The following is a 21,868-nucleotide window of genomic DNA, read 5'->3' on the forward strand; positions in this document are numbered from 1 at the left end:
AAGGACCCGCTGGATAAAACATAAACCGGCGGGAGGGGACGAGAAGCTCGGATGAGGTCATAGTAAGCGATGAGCTGGCGGGGCAACATAACCCGCTGGGGAGCCAAGGACCTCTGGACTGGATGGTCTATGTAAGAAAGAGGGAGTTCCGCTTGGACGAAAGTCCCGCTACGGAAGGAGGCTCTCTTTGGAGACAGCGACTTTAGCTGCGTATAAATCCGGGGTGATTGAGTGTATGCGGGTCTGACGCTTAAGCTTGGCATTTTGGATGAAGGTCGCGGTTGAATTCCAGTTTGAAGCCGTACTGGGGAAAATCCGCCGTACGGAATTTTAGAGAGGGAGGAGGAAACACGCCTGTTCCTGTATGGGTTCATGTGGTGCGCCTCCTCCCTACTCGACGGTTGAACTCCTCTCACCACGACGCTGAAACAGTCAGCAACGTTCATTAGGTCTTAGCCGCGTCGCCATCCAGATCGAATGTCGCAATGACCGGCGCGTGGTCGCTGGTGCCGAATTCTCGGTACACCGCGCACTGAACGGCCTTTGCTGCCAAGGACTCGCTCGCCAACACATAATCGAGACGCCATCCGATATTGCGCTGGCGCATGTTGCGCCACGGCGCCCACCAGGTGAAAAGCTCGTCGTTGTTCGGATCGAGCTTGCGCCCGACGTCAACGAGCCCGCGCGCGATTATTTGCGCGAACATCTCCCTCTCTTCCGGCCGCTGCCCGACTACTTTTGGATTTCGCTCCTTCGGATGGACATCCCGCTCTGTCAGCGTGATGTTGATGTCGCCGCAGATAACGATTCGCGCGCCGGTCGCGTGAACCTCGGCGACGTACTGTTCCATCTCACCGAGGAATTTCATTTTAGCGGGGAAATCCTTGCCACCGTTCGGAACGTAGACCGAGGCCAGGATGAGGTCGCCGGACTGCGCGGTAACGATCCGGCTCTCAAAATCGAAGGGAGGATGAAAAAAGCGCGGCTCCTCGAGAAACGAGTCGCGCCGGATGTGGAGGCCGACGCCGGAGTAGGCCCGCTCGCCGTGCCAGTAGCAGCGGTATCCTTGCAGCTCGCAAATCGACGGCGGCACTTGCGCCAGCGGCGCTTTAAGCTCCTGCAGGCACACGACATCGGGCCGCTCGCGCTCGATCCATTCGCGGAACTGCGCCTCGCGCGCGCGGATGCCGTTGACGTTCCAGGTGGCGATTTTAAGCGGTGGCATCGGTCTTTAACTGTTCCGGCTCAAGAAAAGTATAACAACCTTCATAAGAACTCAAAGACGCGAGTACAGATCCATTTTGCGCTTGCTTTTGTCGAGCGACTTCCGTTATGCTCCTCCGGTATTTACCTGATACGGGAAAGGGCAAGATGAAAGATTTATTGGAAGGCTATCTACTTTGCATTTGGGACTCGGATGCGGTGCGGCGGCAGACGAGCCAATGGAAAAGGAACTTGTTGCTTTTCATGAGCGGGGTCTGCCTGGAGATCGCGGCGATACCGTATCTAGCCGCCTGGCTTGGGTATGAAGCCGCCTGGCCCTCGTGGCTTCTCACGCTCGTCTTCCTGCCCTTCGGACTTGTCGGCCTGTACGCGACTAAATTCGGCAACGAGCGCTTCGTCGAGTCCCTGTTGATTATGCCGAAGCTTGGCCGTAAGGCGTAACCTTCCAAACGACCGGTCAACCACAGAGAACGCAAAGGCCGCATAGGGTCTTTCTTCCGTATATGCGTTCTTTGCGGTCCTGGTGCTGAATTTCAAGAAAGGCGCGAACGATGGCAAATGAAACGCCGCCTCAGTCATTTTCCGATGAAGTGCAGATCTTCGACGTCGCCGAATCGGTGCTCAAGAGAGACCACATCAGCGGCAGGGTGGACATGGCCAAGTCGCCGAACAGCTTCGTCGCCGTATTTCAGACCAAGCCGCGCGGCGGCGAAGCGCATATCCATCAGCATCCCGATTCCGACCAGATTCTTTTTCTGTTGAAGGGCGAGCTGACGCTCGAAAGCCTGTCGGGAAAATATTCCCTCAAGCCCAACCAGGGAGTCATGATCCCGGCCGGTGTCCATTACGGTTTCATCAACACCAGCGATCAGGACGCAATTTTTCTTTCGATGCGGACCGAATCGACTGGCGGCCGGCGGGTAGCCCACGTCGCCAACGTGCCGTCGGATGTTTTACTCCGTGTTCCGGCGAGCGCCATCACCGCCAACGGTCTCGGCCGCCATATTTACGTCTATGCGCTCGACCGCACGGCGTTCGGCGTCTCGGCGATCTTGCTCGAGGAATGGAACAAGGCCTCGCTCCTGAGAATGAACTGCTCTTATGGGCGTGAGGGAGATTGGGTCACGGCCAATCTGCCGCAGCGCCTCGTGCAGTGGTACAAGATCGACGGATTGAAAGAAGGGGATTACAATTTGCTTCCGGTCGGCGACGGCGCGCGGGTCCGCGTTGATCTCTCGCCGCTGATCCAAAAATCCTGACTTTATTATTCATCACTTTGTGTTCTATGCGTTCTTTGCGGCCGGTCCGGTGTTAACCGCAAAGTACGCAAAGGCCGCATAGTTTAGCGGGGGAGAGTGTTAACGGTCTTATCTCGCCTGGCTAATGCCCCTGGAGATCAACGCCCGGCCGGAAAAAGTAAAGACGGTAAGAAATAGAATCAGCAGCACGCCCAAAGCGGCGGCCGCCGCCTGATTGGCGTCCTCGTCCCAAAATTGCCACAGCATCACCGCCATGGTCCGGTTCTCCCGGCTCGACAGCAGGAGCGGAATCGAGAAGGAGCGGACCGCGTGGGCCGCGACCCAAATCCAGGCCGAGACAAACGCCGGCCGTATGAGCGGCAGCGTGATCTGAAGCAGGATTCTCAGCCGGCTCGCGCCGCTGGCTTCTCCCGCTTCTTCCAATTCTTTGTGAATTTGCGTGATCGCCGCGTTGGTCGTCCGGGTCGAGAAGGCGAGATATTGGGTGACGAGCGCGAGCGAGACGATCCACACCGTGCCGTAAATCCCCAGGTAGCGGAACGGCGGCTGAAGATAGAGCAGGATGAACGACAGCGCGACGACGATGCCCGGCACCGCGTGCGAGGCGAACGTCAGCGTATCGAGGGCGAACCGCCCTCTGATCCGGCTCCGCACCACGAGCCACGAGATGCAAAACGACAGCGCGACGGTGGCCGTGGCCGTGACGACGGTGATCAGCACCGTATTCCATGCGGCGCGAAAAACCCCCGGCGATTGCAAGACCAATTTATAATTATACAAGCTCGCCAGCGAAAGGGCTTCGGCCGAAGGCGGACGATAGCTCGGCAGGAGGGAGGTCCAGATCAAAACCGCCAGCGGGAGAAGAACCGTGGCGAAGAAATAAATAAAAAACAAAGCGAGCGCCGGGTAGCGCCATGCGCCCAGATCGATGACCCGCGGCCGGTAGCCTTTGCCCGTTACGGTGGAAAAGCGCTCGGTCTGAGCCAGAACGGCGCGTTGATAAAGGTAAGACAGGAAAATCGCCACGAGAAAATAGCTGCCGGCGAAAGAAGCTCCGAGGCCGAAATTGGGGACCGGCTCGCGCGTCGAGATGTAAATCATCGTGCTGTAGACGTAGACGCCGCCCGGAAGTCCCACGACCAGCGGCGCTTCGAAGGATTCCATCGATGAAGTGAACTCGTAGATGACCGCGGCGAGAATCGCCGGCTTCAGCACCGGCAGCGTTATCCGGCGGAGCGTCGCCGCGTTTCTCGCGCCCGACGCCCACGAGGCCTCTTCGAGCGCCGGGTCCATCATGCGAAAGGCGCCGACGACGATCAAAAATACCGTCGTCACGCCGCGGATGCCGTCGAGAAAGATCATGCCGCCGAGCGAATAGATGTTGATCGGCCCGGCGGCCAGCTCGATTCCGAACTCCGACAGCAGCCCGCGGAGAAAAACGTTCACGATCCCGCTTTGCGGCGTGAGCAGGAAAACGTAGGCGATCGAAAAGAGCAGGCCCGGCATGGCCATCGGAACGAGCAACAGGCTCCAGCACAAATTCCTGAGCGGCAGATTGGTTCGCTCCAGAAGCCAGGCGAAAAGAACCGCGATCGTCACCGTGATCGCCGTCCCCGCGCCGGCGAACCAGAGCGTGTTCAAGATCATCTTGTAGGTGAGGGCATTGGTGTACGCGACGCGATAGTTATTGAAAGTGAAAGGGCCGGGAGCGATGGGGTGTCCCGAGCGGAAGCTGCTGATGATCAACTGGCCGAGCGGAAACAGGATCAGCCAGAGAAGAATGCCGACGACCAGAATGAAAAAGAAGGTCGTCCCCGAAGGGACGCGCCATCGCGGCCGGATCATCTGACGATGGGAAGACCGGTCGCCTCGAGAATCTCTTTGAGGATCTCGTCGGCGCGGGATTGAATCTTCCAATCGTGCCAGACCACTTTCTTGCCTTTCAGCAACTTCGCCGTTTCCGTTCCGGGAACGAGCGGACTGCCGTCGAACTCAACCTCGTCGAGCGTTTTTTGCCCCTCGTCGGATAGAGACCATACGATGAAAAGCTTTCCCGCGTTGGGGCGCGATGCGCCGCGCGGCACGAAGATGACCTCTCCGGTGGGCACCGGCACGGGCTCGGGAAAGACAAAGCCCAGATGTTTGTCGCCGGCGTAGAGGAAACGTTCCTTGTAGGTGGGATAGGCGGCGCCGCAAATGATCGGGTATTCTCCGAGAGCGAGCTTGGTCATCGCCGCGGAACGAGAGCGCTCGAAGATCGTCTGGTTGGCGCCGAGCTGGCGGGCGTAAGCGAGGGTTTTTTCTTTTCCCCAGGCATCCGGCTGATAGAGCAGCTCGAGATAGTGCGGCCGGTTGTCCATCGCGATTTTCTTTTTCCATTTCGGATCGACGCAGTCCTCCCAGGTGAGCTTCTGTCCCACCTCGTCGGGGATGAGCTTCCGGTTGTAGGTGATGCCGAACAGTTGCGTCCGGTAGAGGACGCCCGCGCCGTCCGGATGAACGTGTTTGGGGTGAATTCCCAAGGAAAGCCAGTCGACCTTTTCTATGACGCTGGCTTTCAGGCTGATGGGAACCTGGGTCGCGCTGATGGCCGTTACGTCGTAAGTAACTCGTCCCGCCGCAAGCTCCGTCAGCACGCGCTCTCTTTCGCGCGATCCGCCGACGCGCTCATACTCGATTTTAACAGCAGGATAGCGCGCGTGGAACACATCGACGATCTTTTTGGCCGCCGGCTTTCCATTCTCCTCCCACCTCACGGTGAGGCCCACTTTTGCCCCGCCTTCTTTTTTCGCCCCTTCGATGATCTTTTGTAGCGCGGCCTTGTCCTGACTCCACGCCGAAACTGCGAAGCAAAGTATCAGGACGAATCCCCATAGGACTTTGAAGCGTCGCGCGACGAAATCGAAATTTTTCATTTGGTTCCTCTCACTTTTGCGTGCAATAAGGATGGGCCTGTCCCATCCGGCATTGCGCTCCCCCTTCGGCGAGCGCGGCCTCGAACTGTTGGTGGATCTTCGGGTCTTCGTCTTCATACTCCAGTTGAGTGCCGCCTTTCTTGATGCTCTCGCGGCGCGAGCCTTCGACCATCTTGACGAAAGGATAGCGCCAGTTGTTCCAGCGGAGCGCCAGGTAGCGCGCCCGCTCGGCGCCGGCGTTGAAATGCTGGTGCAGCCAGAGCTGCGGCGGAACGATCAGGCTTCCCGGTGCCCATTCGACGCGAGTCATTTCTCCGGTGTGCTGCGGCCAGAGAAGGGAATAGCCGCGCCCGGTCAAGATGAGCACGTGGGCGCCCGGCCCGTGAAAGTGAGCCTTCTTGTAGGTGCCGACGGCAAACTCCGAGATGTGCGCCGCCATGATTTGCCCGGCGAGATCGAACTTCATGTTTCTCGCGCCGGGCCCGCGCTCGTTTTGTTCGCTTAGCTCGAGGGTATGCGTGTCGGCGACGAGGTTGATCGACAACCAGGAGCGGCCGTAAAGTTTCCCCCGGCTGCTAAAATAATCGTCGTCCATGGGATCGAAGCGGTCTTTAAACGTGAAGTCATTCTTGAAGACGAAATCCGGATTGTGAAAGAGGTTCATGATGAACGGCAGGTTGGTGACGGCCAGATATCTCGCCGGCTCCGTGCCGCTGCCGTTGAAGTGCTGGTACCAGGCGTTCAACGGGATCGCGAAGAGGCTGCCGCGCTGCCATTCGAACATTTGCTTGTTCCCGTCTCGTTGCCATACGGTCGTCGCCCCCCGGCCGCTCGCGATGTAAACCATCTCTTCGTAAAGGTGTCGCTGCGGCTTTAGCTTCTCACCCGGAGGAATCTCGCAAACGTAGGCGTCGTTCGTGCCGCCCGCGCCGTCGAGGTTGATGAATGCGCCAAGACCGCCTTTGAGACTCCACGGCGCGACCTCGACCGTTTTGATATCCGGCACGTAAAGGCCGCTGATGACGGGGATGCCCTGGACGGCCTGCCACTCTTTATAGGTATCGACCCTGGGAGCCTGGGATTGATCGAATCTTTGGACTTCGAGCGCCATGTCAGAATGGTTTACGAAATAGTTGCCGGACACTTAGTTCACCCTTCGACGGGCTCAGGGTGAACGGAGGGTTGTCTGAAAACGTTTGATTTCTCCGTTCGTGCTGAGCTTGTCGAAGCATGACACTTTTAGGGGCCCGAGCTAATTTTCTTCCAGCTCGGCCAGCGCCTCGAAGGCCGGCTCGTTACGAACGATGCGGTCGGCGGTATAGTCGTCGCCGATTTTTTTCTTGGCTTTAAGCTCGCGGATGTGGACCTCGAGACCCGCCACGCTGGTGACGATGTTTTTCGGCTCGGCCGCCCAGCTTTTCGGTATGCCGTTTTCCACGCCGCTGCCTTCGAGCGAATCGACGTTGAGCGTTTTTTTTAAAATCGCGACGGATTCCATGCCCGTCGGATCTTCGTCTTTCAGAAAACAATGCGAGCGCATCACGCCTTTGATGAAGGCCCGGACGGCGTCGGGCCGCTCGCGAAGCATCCGGCCCGTGGTCGCCATCGAGCGGACGACATAGTAGGGGAACATCGTGGAGAGATCGATCACATCGACGAGCTCGCCTCTCTTCACGAGGTCGCGGACGACGCGGCCCTGAGGCCCGTTATGATGATAGAAAAGAAAATCGCTTTTGCCTTCCTTCATCGAGGCGACTTTTTCGCGCACCCCTTCGTTGTCCACGAGAACGACATCCATGTCCTTATCCGGATCGAAGCCGAGTTTTTCGAAGACGAGGCGCATCGTCCGCTCGCCGGCGCCGAGCCGGCGGTTGGTCGTGAAGCGCCTGCCTTTCAAATCTTCCGGTCCTTTGATGGTGTCCGGCAGGGCCGCGACGCTGAAGGCGAGGCCGTTCCGGTAAGAGCCGATGATGTAGAGGTCTTCGCCGCCGGCGTTGGCCTCGACGAGCATTGCCGGGTGGGCGTCCATGCTGAAGTTGGTTTTTCCCTCGATCAGTAAGTCGATCGATCCGGTGTTGTCGCCGGCGATTTCGAGGCGGCTTTTCGTTATCGCCTTCTTGTCGAAGTAGCCGTGATACTCCGCCGTGAGCGGCGCGATCGGATGGCCGGGGTGTTTGGGGTAGAAGTGCTCTACGGAATAGACGATTTCTTGTTGCAAGGCGGCCCTTTCTTAATTCTCTTGACACGGAAACTATAGTTGAGTCGTGCAATCGCTGTCAATGCGCGCGGCTGGACTCCGCCTGCCGGATTGCATTCCATAGCTTCGGCGCCGTGAACGGCATGTCGATGTGATCGATGCCTAGCGGCGCCAGCGCGTCCATCACTGCGTTGGCGATCGCCGCCGGTGCGCCGTTGGTGGCGGCCTCGCCGACGCCCTTCACGCCCAGCGGATGGTAGGGGTTCGGCGTTACGGTTTCGCCGAGGATGAGCGGCGGCATCTGTTCCGCGTGCGGCACCGCGTAGCCGACGAGCGAGCTCGTGAGCACTTCCCCGTCGTCGCCGTAGACCATCTGCTCGCGGAACGCCTCGCCGAGCGCCTGGGCGAGGCCGCCGTGAATCTGTCCTTCCACGATCATCGGATTGATCATCACGCCGCAATCGTCGACGAGCACCAGCTTCTCGATCTTCGACTCGCCGGTGTCGCGGTCGATTTTTATGAGCGCCACGTGGCTGCCGAATCCCCAGGCTTCGCGCCGGGGGTCGAAGAAGACCGTCTCCTGTAGCCCCGGCTCGATACCTTTGATGGGCCGCCCATAGGCCGCCGCCGCGACCTGGCGCCAGGTGACTTTCTTCTCCGGCGTGCCGACCACGGCGAAACCGCCGTCGGTCTGCACGATGTCCTCGTGCGATGCCTCCAGCAGGTGCGCCGCAAAGCGGCGCGCCTTAGCGACGACGCGCTCGATCGCGATCGCCAGCGCGCCGCCGCCCATGACGGCGCTGCGGCTGCCGAACGTGCCGACGCCCTGCTGGACTGCAAAAGTATCGCCGTGCCGGACCGCGACGTGCTCCATCGAAACGCGCAATTTCTCCGCCGCGATCTGGGCGAACACGGTCTCGTGTCCCTGGCCATGCGAGCTGGAGCCCGTGAGCACGGTGATTTCGCCGGTGCGCTCGATTCTTACCGTTCCGCTTTCGAACCCGGCGCCGCCGCTTGGCTCGACGAAGGTCGAGACGCCGACGCCAACCAGCTCGCCGCGCTTCCGCGCTTCGTCGCGCTGCCGGATCAGATCGTCGTAATTGGAGAGGCGAAGCGCCTCCGCGAGTGATCTTTCGTAATCGCCCGAGTCGTACTCGACGCCGACGGCGGTTTTGTACGGAAATTGCTCGGGCCGGATGAAGTTCTTGCGGCGGATCTCCAGACGGTCGATGCCCAAATCGCGCGCCGCCTTGTCGACGAGCCGCTCGATATTCAGCACCGACTCGGGGCGTCCGGCGCCGCGATAGGGGCCGGTCGAGACGGTGTTGGTAAACACTGCGACGACTTCGACGTGGACGTTTCTGATTTGGTAGCAGCCCGGGGCCATCGCCATCATTCTCTGCGGCGGTCCGGCGGTGTTCGAGCACAGATACGCGCCGAGGTTGGCGACGACGCGGACTTTGAGTCCCGTCATCGTGCCGTCGCGCTTCAGCGCCAGCTCTGAGGTCATAGCCTGGTCGCGGCCTTGAATCACGGTGACGAAATCGTCGCTGCGCGTAGCCGCCCACTTGACCGGCCGGCGAAGCTTGAGCGCGAAGTAACAGGCGAGGAGATATTCGCGGTAAAGCGGTCCCTTGCTGCCGAAGCCGCCGCCGACGTCGGGCGCAATCAGGCGAATCCTGTGCTCGGGGAAGCCGAGCGCGTTCGAGAGGTCCGCGCGCACGCGGTGCGGGCTCTGCGTCGAAAGCCAGACGGTTAGATCGCCGGTCGGCTCCGGGTTGGCGACGGCGCCGCGCGGCTCGATCGCCATCGCCACTTGTCGCGGGCTCGCGATGTGCATCCTGACGATATGATCCGCCTCGGCGAACGCCTTTTCCACGTCGCCGCCTTTTTTCGTCGCCGTGTAGCAAACGTTGCTGTCCAGCTCCTCGCGCGCGAGCGGCGCGCCGGGCTCCAAAGCTTTTTCGGCGTTCACGACCGCCGGCAACGCTTCGTACTCTACGTCGATCGAATTGGCGGCGTCCTGGGCGAGCGCGCGCGTGCGCGCTACGACCGCGGCCACGGGCGCTCCCGCGGCGTGAACCGCGCCGCGCGAGAGCGCGGGGTGCGGCGGAATTTTCTGGCCGGGTATCATGACGGGGGAGGGGACGTTTAGTTGGATGTCGGCGCCCGTCAGTACGGCTTCGACGCCCGGCATCTTTTTCGCAGCGCTTGCATCGATGGAAATTATTTTCGCATGCGGGTAAGGGCTCCGGAGCAACGCCATATGGAGCATGCCGGGAATCTGAATGTCGTCCACGTAGCGGCCCTTGCCGGTGATGAGAACGGGATCTTCGACGCGACGAATCGACGCGCCGATGAGTCCGCTGGGTGCGTGCTGGGTTGTCATGTGAAAAACCTCTCGCTGAGCGTAAGTCAGGGTCTCAAATACTTCCTCTCCCTAGCAGGGAGAGGATTGAGGTGAGGGTGATATCGATCATTCCCTCACCCTTCCCTCTCCCAAAGGGAGAGGGTTACAGAATTAGCTCGTGGCCCGTTGCGCGGCTTGTTCGATCGCTCTTCGCGCCAGAACTGTCGCCATGTGGCTTTTGTATTCCGCGCTCGCGTAGACGTCGTCCGCCGGGTCGGAGCCTTCCGCAGCTTTGGCCGCCGCCGCGGCCATCACATCGTCCGTGAGACGTTGTCCTTGCAGCGCCGCTTCCGTCGCTTGCGCGCGCAGCGGCCCGCTGCCGAGGCCGCCGATCGCGATGCGCGCGGACGCGCAACGTCCGGACGAGTCGCGGTTCACCAGCGCGCCGGCGCTGACGACGACGTAGCCCGAAGCCGGATGCGCCATCTTGTGGTACGCCGTGCCGGCGCTCGAAGGCGGCAGCGGGACGCGAATCTCCGTCAGCACTTCGTTGGGCGCGAGCGCCGTGGTGTAGAAATCGACGAAGAAGCCGTCCACTGAAATAACCCGGCTGCCCGACGGCGAGACCGCGACGAACGACGCATTGAGCGCGGTGAGAATGACCGGGAAGTCGGCCGCCGGATCGGCGTGGGCGACGCTGCCGCCGATCGTGCCCCGGTTCCTGACTTGCACGTCGCCGATCACTCCCGCGGCATCGGACAGAGCCGGGACGCGCCGGCGAACGAGATCCGATGACACGATATCGGCATGGACCGTGAGCGCGCCGATCGTGAGCGCGTCGCCGTCGATGCGAATTCCGCCGAGACCGGGGATCGTGCCGAGATCGATCAGATAGCGCGGCGACGCCAGGCGCAGCTTCATCGCCGGTATCAAACTATGGCCGCCCGCCAGGAGCTTGGCGTCCTCGCCGTACTTCGTCAGCAGATCGAGCGCCTCCTCGACCGAGCGCGCCGCGTGGTATCCAAAGCTAGCGGGAAACATGTTCGCCTCTCTTTTCTTCCTCTCGCCTCTCGCCTCTCGCCTCTCGCCTCATCTTTTCCGCCGCCCATTTGATCGCCTCGACGATGTTGACGTAGCCCGTGCAGCGGCAGAGGTTGCCTTCGAGGCCGTGGCGGATCTCCTGCTCGGTCGGATGCGGATTGTTCTCGAGCAGATGGACGGCGGTCATAATCATGCCCGGCGTGCAGTAGCCGCACTGCGCGCCGTGCTTCTCGTAAAATCCCTGCTGCACGGGGTGCAGCGCGTCGCCCTCGGCCAGGCCTTCTATCGTCGTGACCTTCGCCCCGTTGGCCTGCACCGCGAGGACGGTGCACGACTTGACGGCGCGGCCGTTCAGATGGATCGTGCACGCGCCGCACTGGCTCGTGTCGCAGCCGACGTGCGTGCCGGTGAGCGCGAGCCGGTCGCGAAGAAAATAAACCAGCAGCTCGCGCGGCTCGACCTCTGCTTCGTGTCTTACGCCGTTGACCGTGATGCTTATGGAAACAGTCGCTCGCTCCGCCTCGGCAGCCATGATTGCTCTTCCTCCGTATAGTGTTGACGATCCTTCTCAGCCATATCGTATGTTCGCATTCGCCTCAACACCTTTAGGACAAATAGCGGATTGTTGGGACGGAAAAGTCCGATCTCAGTCGTCGTGTAGCGGGAGTAGCGGGAATACGATGCGCAGGAGAATTCAGCCGCGCTCTTCGAGCGCCGTCCAACGGCGGTTCTTGACGCCGGTGTATTCCGAATCGGGGCGGATCAGCCGGTTCTGCTTCTGTTGTTCGAAACAATGCGCGATCCAGCCGGCCACGCGGCTGACGGCAAAGGTCGGCGTGAATAAGTCCGTCGAGAGATCCAGCCCGTGCAAAAGCAGCGCGGTGTAGAACTCCACGTTGGTTTGCAGCTTCCGGCCGGGCTTGTATTCGTCGAGCAGCCGGAGCGCCGTCCGCTCGACGTGGCGCGCCAGTTCGTAGAGCTTCATGTCGGCGTCCGTACGATACAAGCGCTCGGCGGCGGCGGCCAGCACGTCGGCGCGCGGGTCGCGCACGCGATAGACCCGGTGGCCGAATCCCATCAGGCGCTCTCCGCGTTGGAGTTTCTCGCGCAGAACCGCTTCCGCCCGTTCCGCCGTTCCGATCTCGAACACCATGTCGAGCGCCGGACCGGGCGCGCCGCCGTGCAGCGGTCCCTTGAGCGCGCCCACGGCGCCGACGATCGCGGAGATCAGGTCGGACTCGGTCGAGAGAATCACCCGGGCCGTGAACGTCGAAGCGTTGAAGCCGTGATCGACGACGGTATTGAGATAGGTCTCCATCGCGCGGACGCGTTCGGGAGCGGGCGCGGCGCCGAACAACATGTACAAATAATTGGCCGCGTGCGCCAGGTCGGACCGCGGAGCGATCAGCTCGCGCCCGTCGAGCATGCGCGCGTAGGCGGCCACGATCGTGGGGAAGCTCGCGACCAACTTCACCGCCGCGCGCATCGAGTCGTCGCCCGTCGCTTCGTCGCCGGCGCGAAGCGTCAGCATGCTCGCCGCCATGCGGAGGACATCCATCGCCGGGAGTTTTTGGCGCGCCGCCGTTCTCAAGACTTCCAGCACGGCCGGTGCCAGCGCGCGCCGCTGGGCGAGTTCGCGGCGAAACGCCGCAAGCCGCGAGGCGTTGGGCAACGCGTCGTGCCAAAGCAAGTGGATCGTCTCCTCAAAGGTCGCCCGGTCGGCCAACGCTTCGATCGGAAATCCTGCGATGATCAGCTCGCCCGCTTCGCCGTCGACACTGCTGAGACGAGTCTGGGCCGCCGCCACCCCTTCGAGGCCGGGCCTCACGATTCGCTCGATCGCCATGTAAAACCTCCTGGAGGACTTGGATACGGTTTTCTATCGCAAGCAGACGACTAGTTGTCAATCTTGATCGAAGAATCAATGTATGATTGCCTTGAGCGGCAGTCGGAAGGGAGGAAGCCCGTGCGCAGCGCCCGGCATCTCACCGCTCGCGAAGCAGCCAAGGCATTGGGCATCAGCCTGTCTACTCTCTATGCCTACGTCAGCCGGGGACTGGTTCGTTCCGAGGCGGCCGGGGAAAGCAAACGCAGCCGGCGCTATCGAAACGAGGACGTTCGCATGCTCGCGCAACGCAAAGAGCTTAGGCGCGATCCGGCCAAGGCGGTCGAGCGGGCATTGCATTGGGGACAGCCGGTCATGGAGTCGGGAATCACGCTGATCACGGACGGCCGTGTGTATTATCGCGGCCTGGACGCGGTTTCTCTGGCCGGCGGCCGAACCGTGGAGGAAGTGGCCGCCTTGATCTGGACCGGCGACTTTTCCTTTGCGGCCGAGCTTTTTGGATCGAAGCCAGCGCTCCCGCCCGAGTGTCTCGCGTTGCGGAAGCGCGGGACCGATTTGCCGGCGGTGGAGACTTTTCAAATGCTCTTGACGCCGGCGGCGGCGGTAGACGCCGCCGCTTGCGATCTTCGTCCCGCAGCGGTGGCGCAGACCGGCGCGCGCATCCTCCGGTTGTTGGCCGCGCTTACCGTAAATCGCCGCGCCGGCGAAAAGAGCATCGCTCAAACGATCCAACAAGCCTTGGCGCCCGGCAAGCCCAAGGCCGCGCGGCTGATCGACGCGGCGCTCATCTTATGCGCGGATCACGAACTGAACGTGTCCTCCTTTACCGCCCGCTGCGTGGCTTCCGCCGGCTCCACTCCGTACGCGGCGGTGACGGCCGGTTTGGCGGCGCTGCAAGGCGTCAAGCACGGGAGAGCCACCGAGCGGGTGGAAGCGTTCCTCGAAGAGGCGCGGACCCCGGCGCGCGTGCGCATGGTCATGACCGGCAGGCTTAAACGCGGCGAAACCATCCCGGGGTTCGGGCATCCGTTGTATCCGGACGGCGATCCGCGCGGAAGAGCTCTGCTGGAGCTGATTTCCCGTTTCTGTCCGCGATCTCCCGCGGTGGCGCTTGCGACAAAATGCTGCGCAGCCGCGCTCGATCTCATCGGCGAACGGCCCACCATCGATTTCGGATTGACGATTCTGGCGCGCGCGCTCAAGATGCCGCCCGGCGCCCCTCTCACGATTTTCGCCATCGGCCGGACGATCGGCTGGATCGGCCATTCCATCGAAGAATACCAAAGAGACCGCATCATTCGGCCGCGGGCGCGATATGTCGGCCGGGGCCCGGCTTCGATTTCACCCGCGCGGGCGGTTAGCGCGCCTCCCGCAGAGGCTCGTAATTGACTGCGCTCGGTCGCCGTGTTACGAAAAAAAACTTCTCGAGCGGAAGAGGGAACGTGAAAGACGTCCAGTTCGAAGAGCTCAAGTCGTTGGATCTCGGCCGGTGCGCGACGGTCGGCGATATCGTGGACGGGATGCGAGCCAGCGCCTTCGGCGCGCGCATGCTCGGCGAGGTCGCCCGGACGATCTCTGAGATGGCCGCGTCCAATAAGAAACCCGTCCTGATTTACGACGGGCTCGAGAAGTCGTCGCTGGGAGTTCTGCTCAAAAAGTTCGTCAGGAACGGATGGTGCGGGAAGATCCTATCGCCTTCCCGGTACGCCGGACAAAAGAAGCGCGGCGACAACGTCATCGTCGTCGGGGCGTTTTCCGAGCGCGACGCGGAAGCGATCTACGCAAAACCGGCGCGCGCGCTCTTTATCAACCCGTTCGACATGGCGCGCCCTGGACAGGTGAGAGACGGATACTTTCCCGACGCGGTCTTCGCCGACCCGAGATTCGTCATGCCGGTCATCTACCGGACGCTGGCGGAATGGATCGACGGAAAGCCAACGTCGGTAGAAGAGCTGATCGCGGAGCTGGCTTCCTACGGCGGCGTGGCCGCGCAGGTTGCCAAAGGCGCCAAGGCGCTCCTCATCATGGCGCGCGACAAAGATTGCTGCCGCTTCCTCACGGTCAGCGGCGCCATGACGGTCGGCAAGATGGATCTCATTATCTGCGACATGATCGAGTCGGGACTCGTCCACGCGATCTCCTCGACCGGCGCCCTCATGGCGCACGGTCTCGTTTCGTCCATCGGGCTCAAGCATTATAAGTACAATCCGGCTTACGACGATACCGAGCTAGCGCTCAGAAGATTGAACCGCGTCACCGACACGCTGGAGCCGGAAACGAACCTCGACACCGTCGAGGAAGTCATCGGCCAAGTCATCCAGCAGCTCAATGGCGCGCGGCCGATCAGCCCGACGATCCTGAACCGGCTGATCGGCAAGCACCTGGCGGAAAATTATCCGAACGAGCGCGGCATCCTCAAGTCGGCTTACCTCCACAACGTGCCGGTGTTCGTGCCGGCGTTCGTCGATTCGGAGCTTGGGAACGATCTCTATATCCATAACATGAAACGCAAACGCCGCGGCAAAAAGCCGATTCTCGTCGATCTGGAGCGGGACAGCCTGGAGCTGATCAAGCTCGTGACGGGATCGAAGCGCTTCGGGATCTTCACCGTCGGCGGCGGTGTGCCGCGAAACAACGTGCAGAACGTGGCCCCGCTGATCGAGATCATCAACGAGCGCATGGGATCGATCTACCCGAACCGCCGCTTTACCTACGGCATCCGCATATGCCCGGACCGGCCTCACTTCGGCCATCTGTCGGGATGCACCTATTCGGAAAACGAATCGTGGCGCAAAGCGGCGAAAGACGGCGTCTACGCCGAGATTCAGGCCGACGCCACGCAGGTCTGGCCGTTCCTGGCCAAGTACGTCATGGACGCGGCCAAAACGAAGCGCTAAGCCGAGTTATTCACACGTTAGCCCTCAAGCGCGAGCCGCTCCGGGCGCGGGCAATAGAGAAAAGAAGCTCGCGCTCTCGGGCTTGCCGGTGTGACGCCGGCACGGTTCCGCAGGGGGCGAGGATGAAAGCCGCAGGCACAGGGACGCGGAGGTACAATGATTGTATGGTGCTTGGTTAACCTGAACAAAAATATCTCGGTATGATCGCTGCAGAGCAGGGGTTGAAAGACGCAAAGAGGAACTGCCATATTGCCTGCGGCTGGAAGCCTCGCCCCTGAGGAACCGGGGAAATGGAACTCTGTCGATATGCTCACCGGCGTAATGAATAATCTGGGTTAGGCTCTGGCCTGGAGTGCCTCATGCAATACCGGACACTGGGAAAAACCGGCGTCAGGATCTCCGAGATCGGCTTCGGCTGCGGCAACAACGCCGTGCTCATGGTGCGCGCCCCTTATGAAGAACAATCGCGTGCGGTGAGACGCGCCCTCGATCTCGGCATCAACTATTTCGACACGGCTTTTGCCTACGGCCTGGGAAAGTCCGAAGAGAATTTAGGAAAGATTCTAACCGACCTCGGCGCGTCGCCCATCGTCTCGACGAAAATTCGTCTCGAACCCGCGGCCGATTTAAAAACCGCAACGATTCAGGCCGTCGAGGCGGGGCTCAAGCGGTTGCAAAGAAAGCCCGTCGATCTGATTCAACTGCACAACCGAGTTGCATTGGAGCCAAACCCGGGCAAGCGCTTCAACCCGACTCCCGCCGACGTGCTCGGGCCGAACGGAATCCTCGCCGGCTTCAAAGAGATGAGAGCGCAGGGCAAGGTCGGATACTTCGGCTTCAGCGGTCTCGGCGATCCGAAAGCGTTGCGCGAACTCATCGACAGCGGCGAATTCCATTCGTTCCAAGCTTATTACAATCTTCTCAATCCGAGCGCGGGACACGCCGTGCCGGCGGGCTTCAGCGCGCTGAATTACGGGCGGCTCATCGACCGCGCGGCGGAGAAGGGGATGGGCGCCGCGGTGATTCGCGTCCTCGCCGCGGGCGCGCTGACGTCGAGCCCCGACGCCGGCGGCGGCAGCAGCCCCGAGCCGCTCTCGCCCGGCTCCGATTACGCCCTCGATCTTGAACGGGCAGAGAAAGTAAAATTTCTCGTCAGCGGCGGCGTCAAAAGCCTCACGCAAGCGGCGATACGCTTCGGGCTCATGAAGCCGGAGGTTTCGACGGTTCTCGTCGGCTTCTCCAACGTCGCTCACATCGACGAAGCGGCCGCCTGCTCGGGCGCGGGCGGACTGGCGGAAGATGCGATAGCGCGACTCGGAAAACTTTGGGACACGGACTTTGGCAGATTGACCCCTTGATAGTTGTTTCCTGCGGGGTAAAGGATAGAGAACAACCGTATTCGAGTAGAGGAGGAAAAACATGGCGGCTAAAATTTCATTCAAAGGCAATCCAGTGAATCTTGTCGGCAACGAGGTGAAAGTTGGCCAGGCGGCGCCGGACTTCAAAGTCCAGAAGAGCGCGGACATGAGCGACTACACGCTCGGCAGCGGCGCCGGAAAGACGCGCATCTTCGCGACCGTTCCGTCGCTCGACACGCCGGTCTGCGATCAGGAAACCCGCAGGTTCAACGAAGAAGCCGCGAAGCTCTCCAACGTCGAGATCGTCACGGTCAGCATGGACCTGCCGTTCGCGCAGAAGCGCTGGTGCGGCGCGGCCGGCATCGACAAGGTCGTTACGGCGAGCGACCATCGCGACGCCTCGTTCGGAAAAAACTACGGCGTTCTTATCTCCGGCGGGCCGCTCGATCGCGTGCTCGCGCGCGCCGTCTTCGTCGTCGGCCCGGACAACAAGCTCAAGCATGTCGAGTACGTGAGCGACATCGCGCAGCACCCGAACTACGACGCGGCGCTGGCGGCGGCGAAGTAGCGCGCCGGCGTTCGGAAGCTAAGCTCGATTCGTGGTATAGTCGCGGCATGAAGAACCTATTAGCGATGACGTATCGTTTCGGCCTCATGGCCGTAGTTGTGTTAACGGCGGGTTGCTCGACGACGGCCACGGTAACCACGCTTCAACCGATCGAGGGTAATCTCGACCGATACAAAAAGGCCGTCGTCGCGGTGACGACGAGTCCCGACGTCCAGTGGCGCGACGAAGCAAAGTACGTCGAGAGCAGACTCAAGTTCGGCGTCGTCGAAAAGCTCAAGGCTACGAGGAAGTTTCAGGAAGTGACCGACGAGGTTCGGCCCCAGTCGGCGGACTCTGATTTGAAAATTGTCCTCAACATCGTCAGCCTCCAGTCCTACTCAGGCGGCGGCTACGGCGGTCCGAGCATCGGCCTTGGAGTCGGGGGTGGCTCCAGGGGTGCGGGAGGGTTTTATGGCTTGGGCATGGGGACGCCGTTGCCGGCGCCCGGATCCAGCGGCGGCATGATCGTACAGATCGAGCTGCTCGACGCGAGGACCGGAAAGCGCTTGGGCTTCATGGACGCCAGCACGACCTCGGGCGATATCGCCAAGCAGGTCGAGGCTATAGGCGAAAAAGTCGTCGCTGAGATAACGCGAAAATAATTTCTCCTCGTCATCGAGCACGATCCGGCGGTTGGAGAGCGCTGCCGGCGGGAAGGAGGCCTTTATGAAAGCGCGCGAGCGCAAGAGCCTGTCTTTTATTCTCGCCCTGGCTTGGAGCGTTTCCTCCGTCTCTTACCTTCATGGCCAAGCGGAGCCTTTCTACAAAGGGAAGACCATCAAGGTCATCATCGGGACGACTCCCGGCGCCCTCTATGATCAATGGTCGCGCGTGCTCGCCGCGCACATGGGAAGGCACATTCCGGGAAATCCCGAGATGCTACCCCAGAACATGCCGGGCGCGGGTCACCAGATAGCGGCCAACTATGTTTATAACGTCGCCAAGCCCGATGGTCTGACGGTCATCGGGTCGATTATCCCCACTCTCTATCTGGATCAGCTCGTCGGACGTAAAGAGGTCCAGGTCGATTGGGCGAAATTCGTCTGGATCGGCTCGCCGGTGAAGAACGAGCACCAAATGTTGATGCGCGCGGATGCTCCGTTCAAGTCGATCGAGGATATGCGCAACGCGAAAGAGCCTCCCAAGTGCGGCACGCCGGGAACGGGCGGCACGGACTATATTTTTTCGCGCCTGCTCGAAGAGCTTTTTCCGCCGCTTAAGATTCACACGGTGCAGGGTTATCCGGGAGGTCCGGAGATCGATCTGGCGATAGAGAGAGGCGAAGTGGTTTGCCGCTCGTTCACGATGGAAGCCTTTTTCTCGCGCGAGCCCTACCACACGTGGCGCAAAAAGGGCTTCATCCGCAACATCGTTCAAACCGGCCGTGCGCGCGACCCGCGCCTGCCCGATGTGCCGACGGTGAATGAGCTGACGGATCGTTACAAAACGCCGGAGGCGAGCCGCCGGCTGGCGGCGGTCATCCTCGCGGGCGGCGCTCTCGGCCGCCCGATGGTCGCCACGCCTGGCGTTCCGCCCGACCGGGTCAAAATTCTCCGCGAAGCTTTCGCCAGGACGATGAAGGATCCGGCGTTCCTGGACGAGCTCAAGAAAAAAGGCTTCGACTTGGAACCGTCCAGCGGCGAAGAGCTTGAAGCGATCATCAAGGAGGCCGTGACGCAACCGCCGGAGGTTATCGCAAGGTTGAAAAAGATATTGGGGAGCTGAGGATTTCGTTCCCAGCTTGCGCCGGAGGCTTTTTTGAAGATAGGAATCCAGCCTCGTCAACTCAAGGCTATTTTTTTGCGCTAGTTTCCCAGAGGGCGCTAATCGGCACGGCGTGAAACTGCGGGTTGAAAGAAACGGACTCATGCCCGGTATATAAGATGACTCCGTTTCGGAAGCGCTTACCCGTCAGCTCGGCTAAAGCCTGGAGACCTCTCAGGTCTTTGGAATCGACTGTTGCGCTGGCTTTCACCTCTATCCCGACAAGTTTTCCTGCTTCATCTTCGAGAACAAAATCCACTTCCTGCCCCGTCAGGGTGCGAAAGTGAAACAATTGGGGCTTGGTTTGGCTCCAAGCGGCTTGCTTGCGCAACTCCATGACGACAAAATTTTCAAGCAACGGTCCTGCCAGCGTGTTTTCCATGGCTAATCTTTCTTGATTCAAGCCCAGGAGATGGGCCATAAGGCCGGTATCGTTAAGGACAAACTTTGGGGTTTTCAGGAGACGTTTGCTCAGGTTGCTAGACCAAGCCGGTAGAGTTTGGACCAGAAAGGTCATCTCGAAAAGAGCGATATATCGCTTCAAAGTCGTCTGGGGAATTGCGATGCTCCTCGAAAGCTCGGAGAAATTCAGGAGAGCCGTTGAGCGCGCGGCGAGAAGGGATAGCAATCGCGGCAGTTGCATGAGCCCTTCGATACCGGAGAGGTCACGAACGTCTCGGTGTAGGATTGCCGTCACATAAGAGGCGAACCAGGCCTTGCGACGAGCGGCGGCAAGGCGACCCTGAATGACTGGGTAGCCGCCGCGGAGAACTCTGGCGAGCAAATCGCCCCAATCCTGGCGACTTTTAATTTTTTTTGGCAGCTCGTTGGAAAATACCGCATCAATAAAAGCTTCTTTGCTTCCCTCGATTTCACCTTGAGAGAGGGGCCATAAAGTCAGGATCTCCATCCTACCTGCCAACGATTCGGAAAGGTGCGGGAGCAGCATTACATCTGCGGAGCCGGTAAGCAGGAAGCGACCCGGCGCCCTATCTCTATCGACCGCCGCCTTGATTGCTGTAAACAGCTTGGGTGCTCTCTGAACCTCGTCGATGACAACCGGTTCTTTAAGTGCTGCTATAAAACCGCTGGGATCGTGCTGTGCCGCCGCCAGAACGGCTGGTTCGTCGAGGGTAAAGTAGCGAGAAGGGTGCGCGCCCGAGGCTAGCTGCTGCACCAGGGTGCTCTTGCCGGTTTGGCGTGCTCCATGTAAGAGAACGACGGGCGTATCGGCCAGCGCCTCTAAGATGGCGGCGGAGATGTGCCTCTGAATCATGGCTGAATTTTAGCCATTAAGTGGCTAAATTTCAACCACTATACGGTTGATTTTCAGCCGTCTCAAGGCTTGATATCCTGCAGAAACCAGTCGGTGGGAATTTCCTTTCCTAACCCTTTTTCCTTGCACGCGCGGTAGGCGCAGTAGCCCATGGCGGCGAACTGGACGCCGGTGCCGACGTTGTTGAGAAAAAAAGTAATCTGCTTGTCGTTCTTCCGGCCCGGCGTTTTGCCGACGAGAAGATCTTGAATCTCAGGATAGCGGCTCCAGTCTCTCGGCTTTTCCCGGCGGACGGCGGGAAGGTCCTTGTCGATCCCCGGCGGCTGGAAGTGCTGGATGCCGCCGAAGCGCGTGTGGATCACGACCACGTCGCTCTTCTCCAGCGCCGCTTCGTCCATCTCGAATTCGCGGATAGAATTATAATGCATGCCGGGCTGCAATAGCGCTGCGCTGAACACAGGCCGCGATGAATTGGTCGCGGTGCACACGATGTCGCAGTTTTTTACCGCCGCCTCGGCACGGTCCACCGATTCCGTTGGAATCTCCGTCTCCCGTTGCATCTCCGCTGCGAATGCTTTCCGGTGTTCCGGATTCGGGCTAAAAATTTTAACGCGCTTGATCGGCCGCACGGCCGTCATGAAACGAAAATGCGCGCGCGCCTGTCCGCCCGAGCCGATGAGCCCGAGGATCTCCGAATTCTCCCGTGCCATGGCTTTTGCGCCCAGTGCGCTTGTCACTCCGACGCGCGTCTGCTGGACGAAGCCGTCCGGCATGATCGCCAGAAGCTCGCCGGTCTCAACGCTGAAAAGCTGAACCAGACCGAGAAATTGTCCTTTGCCCGCAAGCGGCAGCTTGTCCAAGCGCACGGAGTTGTTGACGCTCTTCTCGCGCACGATGTCGGAGGTGACGCGGAGCGCGAGGACGCCGAATTTTTTCACGCCGCCGTCCACGGACTTGAAGCTGTACGTCGTCTGCGCCGTGGAGTGCGACAGATAAGAGTGGCTCGTCGGCCGGTTAACGGCTCGGCTTTCAGCCAGCTCGCGGTAGGTCTCTTCCATGACAGCGAGGCAGTCTTTTACCGTGAGCGCCTGTTGAATCTCGTCGTTGTTTAAGATGAGCGTCATGAAAACATCT

The 21,868-nt window shown here is 60.6% G+C and carries 19 protein-coding genes; 8 read left to right on the top strand and 11 right to left on the bottom strand.

Going from position 1 to position 21,868, the window contains the following annotated elements:
* Nucleotides 1–445: 445 nt before the first annotated feature.
* Nucleotides 446–1,225 (bottom strand): exodeoxyribonuclease III, encoded by a 780-nt coding sequence (locus VGL70_14215; GenBank protein HEY3304681.1) that lies wholly within the window; start codon nucleotides 1,223–1,225, stop codon nucleotides 446–448.
* 146 nt (nucleotides 1,226–1,371) lie between these two features.
* On the opposite strand from VGL70_14215, the gene VGL70_14220 reads away from it, so the two are divergent.
* Both VGL70_14220 and VGL70_14225 read left to right on the top strand, forming a co-directional pair.
* Nucleotides 1,372–1,665 carry a hypothetical protein gene (locus VGL70_14220; protein ID HEY3304682.1) on the top strand — a complete coding sequence of 98 codons (294 nt, stop codon included), beginning with the start codon at nucleotides 1,372–1,374 and terminating at the stop codon, nucleotides 1,663–1,665.
* A 110-nt stretch (nucleotides 1,666–1,775) separates the two neighbouring features.
* Nucleotides 1,776–2,483: a cupin domain-containing protein gene (locus VGL70_14225; GenBank protein ID HEY3304683.1), complete on the top strand. Its 708-nt coding sequence runs from the start codon at nucleotides 1,776–1,778 to the stop codon at nucleotides 2,481–2,483.
* Between the two features lie 108 nt (nucleotides 2,484–2,591).
* Here VGL70_14225 and VGL70_14230 read toward each other — a convergent pair whose 3' ends face one another.
* The 8 genes from VGL70_14230 to VGL70_14265 all read right to left on the bottom strand — a co-directional run bounded on the left by VGL70_14230 (nucleotide 2,592) and on the right by VGL70_14265 (nucleotide 12,832).
* Nucleotides 2,592–4,328, bottom strand: a complete 1,737-nt coding sequence (locus tag VGL70_14230) for an iron ABC transporter permease (GenBank protein HEY3304684.1) — start codon at nucleotides 4,326–4,328, stop codon at nucleotides 2,592–2,594.
* Nucleotides 4,325–5,398: an extracellular solute-binding protein gene (locus VGL70_14235; GenBank protein ID HEY3304685.1), complete on the bottom strand. Its 1,074-nt coding sequence runs from the start codon at nucleotides 5,396–5,398 to the stop codon at nucleotides 4,325–4,327. The genes VGL70_14230 and VGL70_14235 overlap by 4 nt, the downstream gene beginning before the upstream one ends.
* A 10-nt stretch (nucleotides 5,399–5,408) precedes the next feature.
* Nucleotides 5,409–6,509 carry a cupin domain-containing protein gene (locus VGL70_14240; protein HEY3304686.1) on the bottom strand — a complete coding sequence of 367 codons (1,101 nt, stop codon included), beginning with the start codon at nucleotides 6,507–6,509 and terminating at the stop codon, nucleotides 5,409–5,411.
* A gap of 141 nt (nucleotides 6,510–6,650) precedes the next feature.
* A complete protein-coding gene (locus VGL70_14245) occupies nucleotides 6,651–7,616 on the bottom strand; it encodes an ABC transporter substrate-binding protein (protein HEY3304687.1) in 966 nt (321 codons plus the stop codon).
* 58 nt (nucleotides 7,617–7,674) lie between these two features.
* The gene (locus tag VGL70_14250) at nucleotides 7,675–9,984 is read right to left on the bottom strand and encodes a xanthine dehydrogenase family protein molybdopterin-binding subunit (protein ID HEY3304688.1); all 2,310 of its coding nucleotides are present in this window, start codon (nucleotides 9,982–9,984) and stop codon (nucleotides 7,675–7,677) included.
* A gap of 132 nt (nucleotides 9,985–10,116) precedes the next feature.
* Nucleotides 10,117–10,986: a xanthine dehydrogenase family protein subunit M gene (locus VGL70_14255; protein HEY3304689.1), complete on the bottom strand. Its 870-nt coding sequence runs from the start codon at nucleotides 10,984–10,986 to the stop codon at nucleotides 10,117–10,119.
* Nucleotides 10,973–11,518, bottom strand: a complete 546-nt coding sequence (locus VGL70_14260) for a (2Fe-2S)-binding protein (protein ID HEY3304690.1) — start codon at nucleotides 11,516–11,518, stop codon at nucleotides 10,973–10,975. The genes VGL70_14255 and VGL70_14260 overlap by 14 nt, the downstream gene beginning before the upstream one ends.
* A 162-nt stretch (nucleotides 11,519–11,680) precedes the next feature.
* On the bottom strand, nucleotides 11,681–12,832 hold the full coding sequence (locus VGL70_14265) for a citrate synthase/methylcitrate synthase (protein HEY3304691.1): 1,152 nt from the start codon (nucleotides 12,830–12,832) through the stop codon (nucleotides 11,681–11,683).
* A 120-nt stretch (nucleotides 12,833–12,952) separates the two neighbouring features.
* Here VGL70_14265 and VGL70_14270 point away from each other — a divergent pair, with 120 nt between their 5' ends.
* The 6 genes from VGL70_14270 to VGL70_14295 all read left to right on the top strand — a co-directional run bounded on the left by VGL70_14270 (nucleotide 12,953) and on the right by VGL70_14295 (nucleotide 19,419).
* Nucleotides 12,953–14,221: a citrate/2-methylcitrate synthase gene (locus VGL70_14270; protein HEY3304692.1), complete on the top strand. Its 1,269-nt coding sequence runs from the start codon at nucleotides 12,953–12,955 to the stop codon at nucleotides 14,219–14,221.
* A 53-nt stretch (nucleotides 14,222–14,274) separates the two neighbouring features.
* Nucleotides 14,275–15,729, top strand: coding sequence for a deoxyhypusine synthase family protein (locus VGL70_14275; GenBank protein ID HEY3304693.1), 1,455 nt, complete (start codon nucleotides 14,275–14,277; stop codon nucleotides 15,727–15,729).
* A gap of 359 nt (nucleotides 15,730–16,088) precedes the next feature.
* Entirely contained in the window at nucleotides 16,089–17,087 is a 999-nt protein-coding gene (locus VGL70_14280) for an aldo/keto reductase (GenBank protein HEY3304694.1), read from the top strand.
* Between the two features lie 61 nt (nucleotides 17,088–17,148).
* On the top strand, nucleotides 17,149–17,655 hold the full coding sequence (gene tpx, locus VGL70_14285) for a thiol peroxidase (GenBank protein ID HEY3304695.1): 507 nt from the start codon (nucleotides 17,149–17,151) through the stop codon (nucleotides 17,653–17,655).
* A gap of 47 nt (nucleotides 17,656–17,702) precedes the next feature.
* Nucleotides 17,703–18,296, top strand: coding sequence for a hypothetical protein (locus VGL70_14290; GenBank protein ID HEY3304696.1), 594 nt, complete (start codon nucleotides 17,703–17,705; stop codon nucleotides 18,294–18,296).
* Between the two features lie 64 nt (nucleotides 18,297–18,360).
* Complete coding sequence (locus VGL70_14295; protein HEY3304697.1) at nucleotides 18,361–19,419, top strand: tripartite tricarboxylate transporter substrate-binding protein; 1,059 nt, start codon at nucleotides 18,361–18,363, stop codon at nucleotides 19,417–19,419.
* A 67-nt stretch (nucleotides 19,420–19,486) separates the two neighbouring features.
* Here the strand turns inward: VGL70_14295 and VGL70_14300 are convergent, their stop codons facing one another.
* On the bottom strand, nucleotides 19,487–20,734 hold the full coding sequence (locus tag VGL70_14300) for an ATP-binding protein (GenBank protein HEY3304698.1): 1,248 nt from the start codon (nucleotides 20,732–20,734) through the stop codon (nucleotides 19,487–19,489).
* Nucleotides 20,735–20,796: 62 nt separating this feature from the next.
* The gene (locus VGL70_14305) at nucleotides 20,797–21,858 is read right to left on the bottom strand and encodes an ornithine cyclodeaminase family protein (GenBank protein HEY3304699.1); all 1,062 of its coding nucleotides are present in this window, start codon (nucleotides 21,856–21,858) and stop codon (nucleotides 20,797–20,799) included.
* Nucleotides 21,859–21,868: the final 10 nt, after the last annotated feature.

It is taken from the genome of Candidatus Binatia bacterium, assembly GCA_036504975.1.
Classification (GTDB): Bacteria; Desulfobacterota; Binatia; order UBA9968; family UBA9968; genus JAJPJQ01.

What these genes read in the sequence shown, in the direction of transcription:
- VGL70_14295 (HEY3304697.1), top strand. Translation starts at nt 18,361, where the DNA reads ATGAAAGCGCGCGAGCGCAAGAGCCTGTCTTTTATTCTCGCCCTGGCT.
- VGL70_14255 (HEY3304689.1), bottom strand. Translation starts at nt 10,986, where the DNA reads ATGTTTCCCGCTAGCTTTGGATACCACGCGGCGCGCTCGGTCGAGGAG.
- VGL70_14265 (HEY3304691.1), bottom strand. Translation starts at nt 12,832, where the DNA reads ATGGCGATCGAGCGAATCGTGAGGCCCGGCCTCGAAGGGGTGGCGGCG.
- VGL70_14225 (HEY3304683.1), top strand. Translation starts at nt 1,776, where the DNA reads ATGGCAAATGAAACGCCGCCTCAGTCATTTTCCGATGAAGTGCAGATC.
- VGL70_14260 (HEY3304690.1), bottom strand. Translation starts at nt 11,518, where the DNA reads ATGGCTGCCGAGGCGGAGCGAGCGACTGTTTCCATAAGCATCACGGTC.
- VGL70_14230 (HEY3304684.1), bottom strand. Translation starts at nt 4,328, where the DNA reads ATGATCCGGCCGCGATGGCGCGTCCCTTCGGGGACGACCTTCTTTTTC.
- VGL70_14290 (HEY3304696.1), top strand. Translation starts at nt 17,703, where the DNA reads ATGAAGAACCTATTAGCGATGACGTATCGTTTCGGCCTCATGGCCGTA.
- tpx (HEY3304695.1), top strand. Translation starts at nt 17,149, where the DNA reads ATGGCGGCTAAAATTTCATTCAAAGGCAATCCAGTGAATCTTGTCGGC.
- VGL70_14300 (HEY3304698.1), bottom strand. Translation starts at nt 20,734, where the DNA reads ATGATTCAGAGGCACATCTCCGCCGCCATCTTAGAGGCGCTGGCCGAT.
- VGL70_14250 (HEY3304688.1), bottom strand. Translation starts at nt 9,984, where the DNA reads ATGACAACCCAGCACGCACCCAGCGGACTCATCGGCGCGTCGATTCGT.
- VGL70_14220 (HEY3304682.1), top strand. Translation starts at nt 1,372, where the DNA reads ATGAAAGATTTATTGGAAGGCTATCTACTTTGCATTTGGGACTCGGAT.
- VGL70_14305 (HEY3304699.1), bottom strand. Translation starts at nt 21,858, where the DNA reads ATGACGCTCATCTTAAACAACGACGAGATTCAACAGGCGCTCACGGTA.
- VGL70_14240 (HEY3304686.1), bottom strand. Translation starts at nt 6,509, where the DNA reads ATGGCGCTCGAAGTCCAAAGATTCGATCAATCCCAGGCTCCCAGGGTC.
- VGL70_14280 (HEY3304694.1), top strand. Translation starts at nt 16,089, where the DNA reads ATGCAATACCGGACACTGGGAAAAACCGGCGTCAGGATCTCCGAGATC.
- VGL70_14215 (HEY3304681.1), bottom strand. Translation starts at nt 1,225, where the DNA reads ATGCCACCGCTTAAAATCGCCACCTGGAACGTCAACGGCATCCGCGCG.
- VGL70_14235 (HEY3304685.1), bottom strand. Translation starts at nt 5,398, where the DNA reads ATGAAAAATTTCGATTTCGTCGCGCGACGCTTCAAAGTCCTATGGGGA.